We start from the raw sequence: 14,564 nt of genomic DNA, 5'->3' as shown, positions 1-14,564 counted from the left end.
CGAAGTCCCAGGCTGCGGCCGTCATAGATATCACCTCTCCGCCAACCATCATCCCGTGGCTTTCACCTGGTGACCGCCAGCTCGCAACAGCGCCATAAGTACCGGACCAAGTGAAAATTCACCACGCTTTGCCTTGTTCGTCAAATTCCTGAGATACCCGCCCGGTGAATTGATGTGGCCACCACGTTCCAGAATGCAGGCGATAGTTACCGCGGCATTCTCTGGACCCATTATCTCACAGGCTTCCTGATATGCGGAGGGACTAACCCCAAGCATTGACCTGACAACCACGGCGGCGGTCATGAGTTCGCGCCAACTCCCGATTTGCCCCCCAGGCCCATAGTTCGAAATCTCCGGGCAGGCTCGCAATACAAGGCCAATAGGAAAAGCCTTGATCGGCACATGGCCCGTCTGCTTGTTCTCGCCCGGCTTCGCTCCCTGCTCGTTTCTAGAGCTAGGTTCAAGTTCATTAGGAGGGTTGGTATTTGAATTCTGTATATGACGCTCAATTTGAGCATCATTGGTGATCATTTTTGAAGAAAAATCGCCAGAATTCAGGAGTTTGAGGATATCCGCTCGCAAACTGCCCATCTCGGCACCCAGATCGCCAAGTTCATTCAGTGTCGGGTTGCGCGGAATTCGTCCGACGAGCATAAGATATCGCTCTTCAAGCCCGCCCCAATCGCCTGAGGCTCCCTCTTCAACGCCAGCGGTGATCAGCTTTCGGATATCGCGCCGGCAGATCGTCAGGCTTTCCTTCGCTCTTCTGAAGGCAATTCGATCAGCGGCAACCTGCTGAGCCAGGCATGCGAGTTCCTCAGCACGCATAAGAAGCGGGGATATGTCGAATCCGAAGGCGTGTTCGATTGATCCCTCGTCATCCTTTCGAGCGTAGCGCTTGCCGTTCGCACTATCCTTGCGGATGATTAAGCCGGCCTCAACGAGAAGAGCAAGATGCCGACGCAAAGTGGCACCTGCGATGCCATGCGCGCGAATTGACAGCTGAATGTTCGACGGGAAGACGACGAGCTGCGCGTCCTGGCGCAGTTCATTCTCGGGATAAAAGCTGAGGAGAGCGTCGAGCACCGCAAGGCTACGATCCTGCAGACCGAGCACTTCTCTTGCCTCCGATGCATCACGAAAGACTTTCCATTTGTCTGCCGACTTGCCTTCCTCGATCTTGGTCGTGGCAATCTGCCGCTTCACAAGCGCAAGAGTCACCGGCCGCCGCCCAAAGGGCGTCGTCACTTGTCCACCTTCCATGTCCTCACCTTTCAAAAAGGCAAAAGATCCACGCTCACCAAAACGATGCCAAAGACTCTTGACTAGGATTCATGGAAATGCGATTCTCAAGTTCTCACACAACGAGAAGGGCTTCCATGACGGCAACGTTTCGGGGGCCTTTTTCTTTTGCGCACTTTCCTTCCGTAAAATCATTTCGAAGCCTGCCAGTCAGCTTCGATTTAAGTCCTGGATCCCCTCACGTGCGAACCGCTCCACCAGCGTAGGCAGTTCGGCTTCGATAAAATCGAGGAATTCTGCTCCGGCCGGCGTCTCCGCCGAAATGCGAATGTCCTTGGGCGTGCGCAAGTAACTGCCAAGCGGCTCGCCCGCGGCACCGGCAATCTTCTTGCCGTCCTTCCGGGGCTCTGTTGCGGGTTTCAGGGCATTGAAGGCGGCTAGAAACTTCTGGTCTGACCCCAGCCGCTTCTCTGCGGCGGCTGACAGCACTCTACGCAGTTCTTCGTGCAGATCAGCACGTTCAGAAAACACCTTCGCGAATTCTACCCATCTCGGACGGCCGACCTTGGCAGCCCGACCGATCGCCTCGATGATATCGAGGGGAACTGAGCGATAAACCGCCCGCATTCGCGCAAGCTCCGGATCATCGATCGACAATGCCGCCTTGATATCGCGAGGCTTCACGTCGGCGTCATCCATACGACGGGCGAACAGGGCGCGCTCGACCCAGCTCAGATCCTGACGATCGGCATTTTCGATACCCTGCGCGATGACAAGCTCGACATCGGAAATCTCGACCTCGATCGCCCTGACCGGAATTCCGAGATCTTTGGCTGCCTGCAGTCGACGATGGCCGTAGATCACCTGATAGCGATCCGGTGAGGATGGTGACTTGCGGACCTGAATGGGAACTTTCTGACCTTCGGACCGAATAGAGTTCCTGAAAGTCTCGAAGTCCGATGCATCGTCGTCCGGAAGACGATCAGGAAAGGGGGAGGGATCGACCATTAACGGATCGAGTTCCCGGATCGCACCGCCGCCCGATTCAACAAGCGCCTTCAGCCGGTCGCGTTCCGATTTGATGTCGTCGATTGCCCGATGTGCCGCACCGATGACACCAGCGCCCACACGTGCGGGTGCTGGCGATTGTTGCGGGGAGGCAGAACTGTCCGTCGACAGCCGGTTTTCGAGCTCCGCCGACAGCAGTCCGAAATTTGCAACGATGGATTTACGCGACGACTTGCTGGTCATGTGCGTCCCCAACTGATGTTGATGAGTTTCAATATCGCCTCGTTGACGGCGTCCACCGCCTCGCGTGCGCGTTTGTGCGTATCACGGCCGATCTGGCCCATCTCCAGTTCGTAAATGGATCGCTTGGCAAGTCCCGCTGCCTCAACCGCCGTGCTTTCAATCAGCGTGGGTAGAAGCACATCAGTTCCGAACAGATGGCGCATCATAGCCACGACCTGCGACTGCGGCGCATCGTTCGGATCGTGGCGGGTGACAAGATACCGGATGAAATCCTGATCGAGCTGTGCTCCACTCTCGTTCAGCACGCTGATCAAATCGCCCATCATCAACAGGAACTGGCTCATGGAAGCCACGTCAAGCATCGCCGGATGTACCGTGATAATCATGCTGGTCGCAGCATAAATTGCACTGAGCGTCAGAAACCCCAGTGACGGAGGTGTATCGAGGATAACGACATCGTAATCTTGGTCGACCTCCGCAAGTGCGAGCTTCAGGCGCTCAAAGAAGATTGCCCCGGAGCCTGATTTTTGGGCCAGCACACGCGGTGTCTCGTGCTCGTACTCCATGACTTCGAGATTACCGGGAATCAGGTCGATACCATCGAAGTACGTCTTGCGAATAATATCGCGGATCGGGCGACGCTCGGCGTCGTCATAACGAAGAGCCGCATAGATAGTCTCGTTGGCGCCGACATCGAATTCGGGCTGCGCACCGAAGAGAGCGGAAAGCGATGCCTGCGGATCAAGGTCAAGTGCAAGGACGCGATAACCCTGCAATGCGAGATAATGTGCAAGATGAACGCAGGTCGTGGTCTTCGCGCTGCCGCCCTTGAAGTTGGCGATCGCGACGACCTGAAGATGTTCGCCCTCGCGTCTGCGCGGCAAAAATCTCAGCGCCTCTGAAGGCTTCTGGCTGGCAAAGAATTCGCGCAACTCGTTTATCTGGGCAAGCGTATAGACGCGATGATTATTCTCCAGCCGACCGGGAATCGGACCGCGTCCTTCGCTCGACATGAGCTTCAGGGTGGAATCGGGTATGGACGTCAGCTTGGAGACTTCGTTCGTAAGGAAGGGCCTCAAGCTCTTCTCCGACTTCGGAGGATACATGCGGGTGCGAAGCTGCTGCAATTGCTGTGACAGAAGGCCTGCGTGACGCATGATCTTTCCACCCGCGTCTTCCTTCTGACTGATCGTTGCTTCTACGTTTTTCGCTATCGCCATATTGCCCCCTTGGCGGGCATTCTTCGGTTTGCCGACTGTTGCCCGCCAAAGATACAACACGATTCTTGCCGCACGTCCAGTCGTTTAGAGTTAACAACGCCTTAACAGACCGCTCTTTCGAAACAGGGTTCGGTTAGCCAAAATCGAAATTTAACATTTGTTTTTATTTATTTAGAGAATAACTCTATAGGGAATCGATACCAGTTTGTTCGAGGGCTGATTATCCAGAACAACGATCTTCGGAAATACGTTCAGCGCGCTGTAGCTTTGTCCAGATGCACGCGACTCAGAGGTAGCTCAGTTTGTCTGAGCAGTTTTGCGGGGGCTTAAATAATAGTCACCTCTGTCATGCTGCGGCGTGTTATGCATCGTCCGAGGGGCGCTACGATGAAGTCGTTCTTTTTCATCAAAGATTGGCGGCGGCGTCGATGGGCTCACGCCGCCAAGCACTCTTTTGGTCAGATAGCCACCGAATGAAAAGCCTCACGCTCTACGGAACATTGTTTTCGCGGCTTTTCCGACACCCCGCCCAATTCGCCATTTTCGTATTCCCATTCCCAATCATTCGGAAACGGGGAGACGTTCTAGATGGAGGTGTCACGCGGCCTGCGATCGCAGTGCAGAAGTGTATCAAGCTGAGAAGAGCCTCTCGCCAAGCGTGAACACAGGTTTTGCCATTGCAGCCAAGGTATCTTCAATGTCAAGACGTATGCTTTCCCATAAGGGGTACTTATCGATGGTTAGAACCTCAACCGTCAATCATACGATGTGAGGAACTTTAATATCTCTATAGAGTTCTCATAAGAAATAATTTACCATAATATCAATGGCTTACGATTTTTCCGAAATCAGCATGAACACCCTGATGCGGCCGGCTTTCGACGCCGGTGTCGCTCTGGCTCGTCTTGACGAATGCATCGCCCGCTCGCCGGTGGCCGCCGGCTTCCTCGAACGGCAAAATTTCGCCGATGCCTGCGCCTCCTTGTGGATCGACGGCGAACTCGTCCATCTCGAAGACCTCGTCCTGCACGACGCCACCCGCGATATTCGCACCCCGACCCATGAGCTAACCATCGCCCGCGACGTGTTGAAGACCCGCCGGCGCATTGCCGCCCATCTCCCCGGCTGGGCGTTATCGGCAGAGGGTATCCGAATTTTGCGACAGACGTCGGACATCAATCCGGGCGGCGCCGGGGCGATGGAGCCGGACGGCGCCAATCGGCCCGCGGCCGCTGCAAAAAATCCGGAAGGGGAGGGGGATGATGACGATGCGGGAAATCTGCCCGGCGTCGACTATGCCGCCATCGATGCGGTGCTGGCCCGATCGGAGGCGGCGATTGAGGACGCCTGGCGTCCCGGCCGCGCCGGCGGTGATCGCCCGGAGGAAAAAAATCCGATGATCTACGATCTCGACTGGGACGAGGATGCCCGGCTCGACGAATGGCGCGGCGTGCTGCGGCAGACCCAAGACCTGCCGGCGATGCTGCAGGCGATCATCGCCCTCGACGCCTGGAACGAGCTGTCCGTCCTTCAGCACGCGCCCTGGCTCGGCTGGCTGCTTTGCGCCTCGATCCTGCGCCAGGCCGGCATCACCACCGGCGCCCATCTCGCCGCCTTCAATCTCGGTCTCAAAACCATTCCCGTCGATCGCCGCCGGCATCGCGACCGGGAGACGCGGCTGCTCGCCATTGCGAGCGGGCTTTTGGCGACGGCCGAGATCGGCATGAAAGAGCATGACCGGCTGACGCTGGCGAAAACGATGATGGACCGAAAACTTGAAGGACGGCGGACCTCCTCGAAATTGCCGGAACTGGCCGAGCTGGTGATGGCAAAGCCGCTTGTCTCGGCCGGCATGGTGGCGAAGACGCTGGACGTCACGCCACAGGCGGCGCGGCGGATTGTTTTGGAGTTGGGCTTGAGGGAGATGACGGGGAGGGGGAGGTTTCGGGCGTGGGGGCTTGTCTAACGGCATCACCATTTTCGGACCACTTTTTCCTCGTTACAAGCATCCCGTTTCATTCGAGGGCTCTTGATCGCGCCGTGACTCTTGTATGACTATACTGCGACCTAAGTTGCATAAGGGGACATACATGAAAGCGACCGGCGGTAGCGAGTGCCTGCTTTGTCAGTGCGGAGACCCTGAATGTCCCGGCGGAGTTGCTTACAGAGAACCATTCAAAATTCATGCGGAGTATCTCGATGAAAATGAAAGCGAGGTATTTTGCTACCTTTCGGTTCGAACCACATCTTGGACTTGGGATGGTGAGCGCACAGACTTGCACGATATCCTAGGTTTGATCTGGGCTATCGCGCTACGTGTAAGAGATATGGCATCGGTCCAGCTGATCTCAGACCTTGGTTTTTCTGGTATTCCCTCGGAGATCTACGCGAGGCTCCTAGTTTTGCGGCAACCAGGAATCATCGGCCCGTCGAAAAAACAACGTGACTTCTTCGAGGGGCTTGGCGCGGAATCCATATTTGCTGACGAGCTTTTTCAAGATCTTTTTGGTTTACCCGCGATGGGTCCTAGACGTGACACTGACGGCGCAACCTATCAGCCAGAGCCAGACTGGGTCAGCCTGGTCGCCAACCGCCTTCGTCTCAAGGGAGCAACCGACTATGAGTTTCGTGTAAGACCCTCCACGAAGTGGCAGGTATTCACATCGATCAAGCGTGGCACGACGGTTGCTGAATTCGATGCCGAGATAATGGATCGTTTGCGTAGTTTCGTCTCGACGATGGTCGTCAGGACGGTCGACGGTCCAGAAAGCAAGGCGTTCAAAACCAAATATCTTGCCAACGCAATTCCGCATGGAAAGCTAAGAGCAGCAAAGAAGCTGCTCGAGTTCGTTGAGGGCTCCATCAATTCGACAGCCAGTCTTATTGTCCCGCTTGATTCACATCTCATCTTATTGGGGCGCTCCACTATGGTTGCCGTTGAGGCATGGTGCGGCCGTGAGAACTTCGAAGCGGAGGGCATTCTAATCCAAGCCCGTCGCGAAGCGGAGGCAGAAGTCTTCTTGACCGATGCAAGATGTGTTTGGAGCGAAAAAATTGACGATGTCCGCTTTGAAAGTCTGATCCTAGAAATCTTGCAGCGAGAGCCGGGGATGCATTGGCTGCGACAGGTTGGCGCTACGAGAGAGGGCGACGATGGGCGGGACTTTCTGGCAGAGTGGACCGTGCCTCCCACAAGCACGTCGGTGACAGGAGTATTGCAAACCGGCGGCCCCTTGAACGAACTTAGAAATGTGATGGTTCAAGTGAAGGTACGCAATCGTGGAATCTCTCGTTCAGACGTTATCAATATACGCGACACGCTTGAACACTATTCCTGCACAGGATTTCTCCTAGTCGCTTTTCCTAGAACGACTACCAAGCTATTTGACCATCTTCTCGCCATGCGCCAGCGTGGCACGATTTGGGTTGATTGGTGGCAGCAGTCCGAAATTGAATCGCGGCTGCGTCGTCACGCAGATATTACAGCTCGATATTCAGACATAGTTCGCTTGGTTCGAACCTAGGTGGCGTCGATAGACGCTGAGCTTAGGGCCTAACCATCAATCCAATGCCGCATCCGTTGTGGAGGTAGAAACCGATGACCTGAAAGTCGACGACACGGCAATGCTATTGTCATTCACGATCGCGTTGACCACGGCTGCGTTAAAAGGCGCTTGGACTTTCGGTTGCCTCCTAAATGCCCCTGACTTATCCGGATTCGTTAAGTCTCGCTTTCGTTGACGCCGAATCGCAATGCAGATCCGTCAGCCAATGGCCTCGATGAGTTCGCTGGTGTCGAAACTCAAAAGAAACTGGGCATATGATGAAGTGAAGAGGTCGGCAACATACTCAGCGATTTCGACATCCACCACATCTGAATCATCTTCGCCGCGCTTTACCGAATACTTACGCGATTTTGTCGTCGCGAACAGAAATAGAGTGTGGAAATAGATCGTGCTCACATATCGCCGCTCGGCGAGCTCAATGGCATCTGACGACCGGTTGCCGCTTTTGAAATCCCGCAGTACGCTGCTGTCTAGGTTGATGTAGATCCGCGACAGCTTGTCCTCCTCGACAAAGGGATGAACGACGACGCCGAAATCCATCTCCAGACCGGCCAAGGCCAGCTCGTCCCAGGATTTGGTATTGTTGGCGCCATTTCGTGAGCAGAGAACAAGGTCAGGAATCCCAAGTGGCGGAGCCGGTTCGGGTTGCGGCTCAATCGTCTTGCGCTCGGGGTCGGTCAGCTGGACCAGCACCGTTTCGATAAGATCGCCTGTGGGACTGGATAGGCTAGCGCGAACCTCGATCGTATCCCCGACGTGCATCTCGCTCGACGCCTTCAATCCGATCTTGATTGTGCCATCAGCGGGGTTTGACCGGCGCAGGTCCAGGAGATCACCCCGCTGCGACGGCGCGGCTAGCGGCCCGCCCTTACCAGCACTCTGGCCCTGCTGCAGAACTGACAACTTGAGATCGCCGGGATCGTCACTCCTATCGAAATATTCGTTCTCGACATCCGTCGCGAAGGAGATGGTCCGCGTCCCACCCATCGGTAGCTTAAAGAGCTTGATATCCCCCTGCTTGCCGTCACCGCCTCTGACCTGGAATGTCGAAGGATAGCGCTTGGGATCGAAGGGGTTGGTCTCCCGCGGCTCGCGCTTCGGCCGCTCCTCGTCCTGGCGCTCCTTCTTCGGTGCCTCGCCTGGCCTTTGCACCGACAGCTGGAAGGTCTGTTGGAGGATCTTCGTCAACGCATCGTTCATCGGCAGGTTTCGGGTCAAATCGCGCAGCATTTGACCCGCATCCTCACTGCCGACCGTCAGGCTCGCCTTTCGCCGCTTAGCAATGTCCTTCAACTCGCCAGTCGACAAAAGCTCCCGCAAATGACGTCTCAACGCCTCAGCGGTCTCGCTGGATTTCAAGCGATCGCGCGATGCCATAAAGAGTTCGTTGCGTACCTCCAGGTGCAGGTTGGTGCAATCTACATGAATGAGAAGATAATCCTTGAGAAGCGGCATCTTCAAACTGCGGGTGACGAACTCGGACGTATAATGCCCCTGCACCTGACCGTTCAGTGAAAAGAGAACGGTCATGTTGTTCTTGAAATACTCGCGCTGGATATATTGCTTGGTTTCTTTGACCGTCTCCCGCGACAACGCCTTGAAAACATAGGTGGTAACGTTCATCTCGCCGAATTCAGCCGTCGACGAAATCTCGGAGAATTTGGCCTCGATTGTCTCTTTGTCGGCCTCCAGACGCCGCTTTAAGCCGTAGACCGCTGTTATAGGCGCGCGGTTGTCAGGGTAGCGCTCATTGTTGTCGACCGTCAGAAACGGTAGGGCGGGCTCGAAAAGATACTCGTTGAGGCTGACATTCAGGTCACGCGAAATGATCGACCGCGCACCTTCCGGCAGACGATACGAGTAAAGCTTCAACAGCGAGCCCTTTTTGAATTTGCGACCTTCGAGGCCGACATCCAGCTCGTCGATATCGACGCTTGCGACACCGTCGCCAAAAACCAGGTATTCGTACCAAGTGTTTTTTTTGCCGGCCGCTTCGGCGAGTTTCGGCGGATGCCTGCGTAACAGCGTGAACCCTAGAGGGCTCTTGCCGTCGAAACGCTTGCTCGCCACGAGCTGATAACGAAGATCTCCGCAAAAGGCGATCGCGCCGGCGCCGCCCATATTGTATTTTCCCTGGACGAAATGCACATCGTTTTTGTTGCCACGCAGGAGAGACAGAAAGGTCCCAGGAAAGTCCTGGGGTGCCTGGCCGATGCCGTTGTCGTAGATCAGGAGCGAGGTGTCGCGGCGTGGCCCGGAGGCAACGATCTGCAGATCGCGGGCTTGCTGGCGCCTGAAGTCGCCCAGATCCCAGTTGCGGTGATTCGGGAAATAGCAATCGAGCGCTTCCTTGACACTTTTCGGTGCGAGATTCGACCGCACGTCGATCCCGTCTTCAACGACCTTCTTCTCCAAGATAGCGTCGATCCCGTTCATGATCTTTTCGACCAGTGCAGGGACTGGGTGTGCCTGCTGGTTCTCGACCACACCATAAAAGGACTCGTTGTCCCCGTATGGTCGCCATCTGGTGGAGTCTTCCAATAGTCCTTTGGCGCCCAGAATCTCCTGGACCTCGTTTTCCGTACCAGCCGACAGAAGATTCTCGAAAAGTTTCCGCATTTTCCCACCCCACCCAAGTCACGGAACGTCGCAGATTTGCGGGAAGCATGTCAAACACAATACTTTTGGTTGCGGCGGGGAGCCTTACAGTTTGTGTAGCTTCATCAGAACACTGCGACGTTAAGAGCCCTTTCATATCCAGCGCATACCATCGCCGCCTTGCCTGTGCCGTCCTTGCGTCCTTTAGCTGGCGGCAGAAACCGCAGCGAAGGCGGGCGAATGAAAAGGAGCCGTTGGCATTACCTGACTTCCTTCAAAAGCAGGTTGGCTCCCGCCAGAGTCGGCAAACCGTTGACATCGATGCACGGAGCTTCAATCCTCCTGGATCATTTCGACGCTGATGCCCAACCAGGTTTTGGCAGTAGTCATCTTGTCCGTGACAATGAATTGCGCTCCAAGATCGACGTCAAGCTTCGCTCCTCGGCTTAGCGACGAGCGTACCTGATCGAGAGTTGCCCGCTTGCGCAGGGCCTTCAGCATTAATTTGTCTTCGGCCGAAAGGCTTTCCGGATCAATCGCGTCTATCTTGGCAACAACGTTTTCAGCTACGGAGCGGTGGAGGTTGATGCGTGTGGCATCCGAACCGCCGCGACTTGGATAGACCTCGCAGGCACACATCGATCCGCCGCCGAGATCGATCTCATGAAGCTTCCCGTCGGATCTACGCACTGACAGCTTGATGCGACCATCCATCCGTACGACTGGGGCCACGGCCAAACCGACCCTCCCCAACTCTTCAAGAACCTGGCGCTGCAGATCTTGTGCGTAAAGCGGCCGCAGACTGCCGCAGAACTCCAAGTCCTTGAAATCTGTCCGGGTCTGCAGGTTCTTCAGCTGCCAGTCGATGCTGTACTGCTGGTCCCCAACAATTATGAAGTCGGCCAATGAGGATTTTGGTGCATGATAAGGCAGGAGGTTGCCACCGACCGTCAGGAGGTTCTCGGCAGCCCTACCGCCGTCTCGTTCGACTAGATCGCAGTCGGGTGTCATTAGCGCCCAGATGACCGCGGGTTGGCCTGCCACATCCTTCTGAACGTAAAGGTCGCCCATGCGCATGATTTCGGGCTGTGGCTTCGTATCGATTCGCGCACGGTGGTAGAGTTCGGCAATTTTTCTGGTGCGACCATCATATGCGCCTTCGATGAGCTCGGCATGCAGATCTAGCTTGTCGCGGCTCGGCCGTCGAACCTTGTCCGCCGCCGCATGACCAATCGATCCGAGTAGACATTCGCCGAAGAACCATTCGAGATAGTCGAAGAGGCTCATGCCTTCCTGGGCCAACCGATAGGTGACCAAATAGGCAAAATCCTTGAGCTCGAGCTGGTCGATCTCCTTCTTCATCTCGTTGACGGCTGATTGCGAACTTTCGAGCCAGAACAGCAGCGCCTCGTGCAGCTTATGCCCGAAAGGATGGGACTGAATGATATCGAGTAGAACATCGGCCGCGGGTCGCGCCACGGTGATTGGCTCGGGTTTGCCCTTCGGAGCCTGAGCCTCCAGTTGCCCGACCTGGATATCGGATTTGCGAATGAAACCGAACCGACTGGCGAAAACCTTGCCGTTCTCGCCGGAAGCCCTGCGACGATAGTTTTCCGCCTGAGCCGCAACGTCCATCGAAGACATCAATATGACAGATGGGTGCTTCTTTTTCGCTGCTGCCGCACCAAGAAGTTGATCAAGCCGGTCCAGGGAGGCTTTCACCGCTGCTTCGCTCATTTCCTCACCGGGGACAACCCCCGATGTGATGTTCTCATCAAGGTAAAAATCGGCAAAGACAAGATCTGGAATGGCGTCGGCCAAATCGGGCTCCGCAGTCATCCGTCCCACGAGCTTGACCTTCACACTTGTCCCGCAGCGTCGCAGTAGCTTCAGTAGGGGATCGACATCGGCAAGGTTATTGCTGGCTTTTATCGTGAAAACCGAGGTTGGGTCGAAGCGCACGTCGCGCGTTACCAAAAAGCGCTGGTGGAGCTCTGTCAAGATCTGGTGGAGTTCTTCGCCTGTCCAAGTCTGGGATTCGATTTGGCCCTTTGCGACGGCTATCGCGTCCTCGTCTATGCCAAATTCTGCAAGGAGCACGCCAGCGGCCTCGCTGTCCAGGAAATCATAGACCTTGTTGTAGTCTGCCTCAGTGAGGCGTGGCAGATCGAAAGCATCATCGAGCAGCGTGATATTCTTGATGCCGCTTGTCTTGATGGCCTCGATAAATCGGCGATCCTGCAGAGTCATGCGTCCCCCATATCGATCACGAACATGTTTAGCCTTCCATCCCGCTGACGCCCTACAGTGCTGTCCATGTAAAGCTGCCAGCCGTTATATTCCGCAAGCTCCCGGGAAATGTATAGGCCAAGACCTCGCCCCTGGCCGGCAGGCTTCGACGTGATGAACGGCTGAAAAATCGTTTCCTTGCGGCCAGGGTCGACTCCTGGCCCATTGTCTTCAACGGTAACTGACTTCGTCTCGGGATCGATCATGATTTCGATTTGCGGCTTGAAGCCGGATTGATAAGAGGCCTGCAGCTTAAGCCAATAGGTCGAGTTGGCGATCAGGTTTTCCAGTATCTGCACCAGCATGCCGCGAACGGCCTTGACCACAAAGCCCTTGCCCTGAGGTTTAACAATAGTGATCGCATGTCTGCCGAACTCATTTTCATGCTGCTCAAGCACGTAAGCGATCACGTCGGCGACATCGAATGACGACTTCGTCTGGCGTTTTTCGCCGGTTAGCTCGTCGAAGGCGGAAACCCGCTTTTGCAGGGTAATAAGCTGGTCTTCGAGCGCACGAAGAGCCGATTGCTGCTGGCTTGCCTGTGCGTGGACGAGAGCAGAGATCGTATGACGGACCGCCCGGTCGAGTTCATGGAAGATGAATTCGGTGATGAGGCCAATACCGGCGAGGTGCAGAAATTTCTCGCGATCATCAATAGTCTGAGAAACCGAGCTGTCCAGCTTGCGCACAGCCGCCGCGCACTGGGTGACGAGTGTTTCGACAGCGTCACCTAGCCGGTTGCCGTAGGGGATCTGGTCGGCGGTGAGGTGAAGCCGCAATTCGTCAAGAGCCGTTTCGACCTCGACCTGTGACTTGCGAAAATCCATCGCGGATTCTTCGGCTTCTCGCTTCTTTATCGTTTCCAGCTGATCGGCTGCATTGATCAGCCCACGCAGCTCGACATGCAACGTTACCATCAGCATCTTGCGCAGCGCCGCCTCCGCGTCCGACTCGATCAGGCCCTGCCGATTGGTCTGCTCACTCAGCGCTAGATGGGATGAATGAATGAGGACGCGGCCAAGGACCTGCTGGCGATTGAGCTTGAAGCCGGATTCGCCAAAGGCGTTGCGGTCGAGCGCCAGCCAGTCGTCGCCCGGCTCCCCGTATGGTAGAACCCGAAAGCCATGCCTATAGAGCATCGGGCCGCCTGACCACTGGGCAATCTGATCGCGCGTTTCCTGCTGTTTTTCCGTCAGCCCGTCGATTGCCCTGACCACTGCGCGATTGAACCAGTAGATCTCAGCCTCGAATGGCCCCAGGTCCTTCAGCGCTTGCGGGCGGATTAGAATGTTTTCGAACGCGGCATGCCCGCGTTTGCCACGCCGCTTAGAATCCTTTTGTGCCATCGAAAAGATCTCGACCCCACGCCATCGCACGAAGCTTTTCTTCTCGCGAAGACTATAGTTGAGGTCGGCTTCAAGGATCGGCTCGTCCGTCTTCGGGTCGAAATAGAACTTGATTGCGCAGCTTGCATGGGCGGCTTCAAGGAGCTTTCGTGGCACCACTGGGATCACAACTCGGTTGCCGTTATGCCGCACGAGCATGAGTCCGTTGCCCTTTGCCTCGAACGGATCGACGGTCCGTGCAATTCTAAGGCGAATGACATCCTCGAAACGTCCGGGTGTCCAGTCAGCATTCAAGGACGAGATGCGAATCGTTGTCCCTTGCATGCTTGGTGAGGCTTTTGGCTGCCCTTTCACCGGTTCGACCCTGATCTCTTCAAGTGGTGTCTCGTCATCATGCGAGAAACGACTCCAATTGATCCTGAGTCGACCCCAAAAGGGTTGATCGACTGTCGCCGAGAAAACAAGAAGGCGGTCGCCGAGCCGCATCGTTGACAGGCGGCCTACACCCTTGTCGCCAAGAAAATTGGCGCCCTGGATGTTGTCCTTGCGCCGTGACCGAGTTCCAACGGTCAGAAAGACCTCGTCCAGTTCAGTGATCGTCATGCCCTTGCCCTGGTCTCGAACATCAATCCAGTTATCGCGAGCGTAAAGGGCGACCAGCGTTCTCCTGAAGCTGTCTCGATTATCGAGCTTGCGCTCAAGCGTACGAAAAAACCGGTCGCAAAGATCCTTCGGCGCGGTGCTGACGAAGCCTTTTTGGATCGTGGTCAGGATATCGCGAAGGTCTGTGCCTTCTGCCAAATATTCAATACAACGCGCGTAGACGCTATGTGGCAGCAGGATCTGCGCAACGATTTCAACTTTGGTGGAGCCCGCATCAACGGCATTCTTAATCAACTCGTACAGCGCGACCTCGTCGGAACTAATGAGTTCTTTGCCGAGTTCGAGTAGCGTGCGCGCTGCAAATCTGAATGCCATCGGCGGGTCTCTTTACCTTCATCAATATAATTCTTAACGGTGGAGAAGACGGTCACCAAAAGAAAAACGCCGCT

Annotated in this window: 8 protein-coding genes; 2 read left to right on the top strand and 6 right to left on the bottom strand. The window is 55.7% G+C overall.

Going from position 1 to position 14,564, the window contains the following annotated elements:
* Positions 1 to 48: 48 nt before the first annotated feature.
* The 3 genes from repC to repA all read right to left on the bottom strand — a co-directional run bounded on the left by repC (position 49) and on the right by repA (position 3,713).
* A complete protein-coding gene (gene repC, locus ACIQUH_RS19160; protein ID WP_174033821.1) occupies positions 49 to 1,263 on the bottom strand; it encodes a plasmid replication protein RepC in 1,215 nt (404 codons plus the stop codon).
* A gap of 189 nt (positions 1,264 to 1,452) precedes the next feature.
* Positions 1,453 to 2,493 carry a plasmid partitioning protein RepB gene (gene repB / locus ACIQUH_RS19155; protein WP_174033818.1) on the bottom strand — a complete coding sequence of 347 codons (1,041 nt, stop codon included), beginning with the start codon at positions 2,491 to 2,493 and terminating at the stop codon, positions 1,453 to 1,455.
* Positions 2,490 to 3,713, bottom strand: coding sequence for a plasmid partitioning protein RepA (gene repA, locus ACIQUH_RS19150; RefSeq protein WP_162729542.1), 1,224 nt, complete (start codon positions 3,711 to 3,713; stop codon positions 2,490 to 2,492). The genes repB and repA overlap by 4 nt, the downstream gene beginning before the upstream one ends.
* A gap of 826 nt (positions 3,714 to 4,539) precedes the next feature.
* Between repA and ACIQUH_RS19145 the strand changes: the two genes are divergently transcribed.
* Both ACIQUH_RS19145 and ACIQUH_RS19140 read left to right on the top strand, forming a co-directional pair.
* Positions 4,540 to 5,679 carry an RHE_PE00001 family protein gene (locus tag ACIQUH_RS19145; protein ID WP_400817849.1) on the top strand — a complete coding sequence of 380 codons (1,140 nt, stop codon included), beginning with the start codon at positions 4,540 to 4,542 and terminating at the stop codon, positions 5,677 to 5,679.
* A gap of 124 nt (positions 5,680 to 5,803) precedes the next feature.
* The gene (locus tag ACIQUH_RS19140; protein WP_400817848.1) at positions 5,804 to 7,237 is read left to right on the top strand and encodes a hypothetical protein; all 1,434 of its coding nucleotides are present in this window, start codon (positions 5,804 to 5,806) and stop codon (positions 7,235 to 7,237) included.
* A gap of 240 nt (positions 7,238 to 7,477) precedes the next feature.
* Here the strand turns inward: ACIQUH_RS19140 and ACIQUH_RS19135 are convergent, their stop codons facing one another.
* The 3 genes from ACIQUH_RS19135 to ACIQUH_RS19125 form a co-directional block, all read right to left on the bottom strand.
* A complete protein-coding gene (locus tag ACIQUH_RS19135) occupies positions 7,478 to 9,898 on the bottom strand; it encodes a hypothetical protein (RefSeq protein ID WP_400817846.1) in 2,421 nt (806 codons plus the stop codon).
* Between the two features lie 312 nt (positions 9,899 to 10,210).
* On the bottom strand, positions 10,211 to 12,127 hold the full coding sequence (locus ACIQUH_RS19130; RefSeq protein ID WP_400817844.1) for a hypothetical protein: 1,917 nt from the start codon (positions 12,125 to 12,127) through the stop codon (positions 10,211 to 10,213).
* Positions 12,124 to 14,490, bottom strand: coding sequence for an ATP-binding protein (locus ACIQUH_RS19125; protein ID WP_400817842.1), 2,367 nt, complete (start codon positions 14,488 to 14,490; stop codon positions 12,124 to 12,126). Before ACIQUH_RS19125 ends, ACIQUH_RS19130 begins: the two co-directional genes overlap by 4 nt.
* Positions 14,491 to 14,564 lie beyond the last annotated feature (74 nt).

It is taken from the genome of Agrobacterium sp. NPDC090283 (assembly GCF_044769685.1).
Classification (GTDB): Bacteria; Pseudomonadota; Alphaproteobacteria; order Rhizobiales; family Rhizobiaceae; genus Agrobacterium.
Note: the sequence above shows the minus strand (reverse complement) of the source record. Positions and strands in the feature narration are given on the sequence as shown.

Coding starts and splice junctions, on each gene's coding strand:
- repC (WP_174033821.1), bottom strand. CDS start 1,263: ATGGAAGGTGGACAAGTGACGACGCCCTTTGGGCGGCGGCCGGTGACT.
- repB (WP_174033818.1), bottom strand. CDS start 2,493: ATGACCAGCAAGTCGTCGCGTAAATCCATCGTTGCAAATTTCGGACTG.
- ACIQUH_RS19125 (WP_400817842.1), bottom strand. CDS start 14,490: ATGGCATTCAGATTTGCAGCGCGCACGCTACTCGAACTCGGCAAAGAA.
- ACIQUH_RS19145 (WP_400817849.1), top strand. CDS start 4,540: ATGGCTTACGATTTTTCCGAAATCAGCATGAACACCCTGATGCGGCCG.
- ACIQUH_RS19135 (WP_400817846.1), bottom strand. CDS start 9,898: ATGCGGAAACTTTTCGAGAATCTTCTGTCGGCTGGTACGGAAAACGAG.
- ACIQUH_RS19140 (WP_400817848.1), top strand. CDS start 5,804: ATGAAAGCGACCGGCGGTAGCGAGTGCCTGCTTTGTCAGTGCGGAGAC.
- repA (WP_162729542.1), bottom strand. CDS start 3,713: ATGGCGATAGCGAAAAACGTAGAAGCAACGATCAGTCAGAAGGAAGAC.
- ACIQUH_RS19130 (WP_400817844.1), bottom strand. CDS start 12,127: ATGACTCTGCAGGATCGCCGATTTATCGAGGCCATCAAGACAAGCGGC.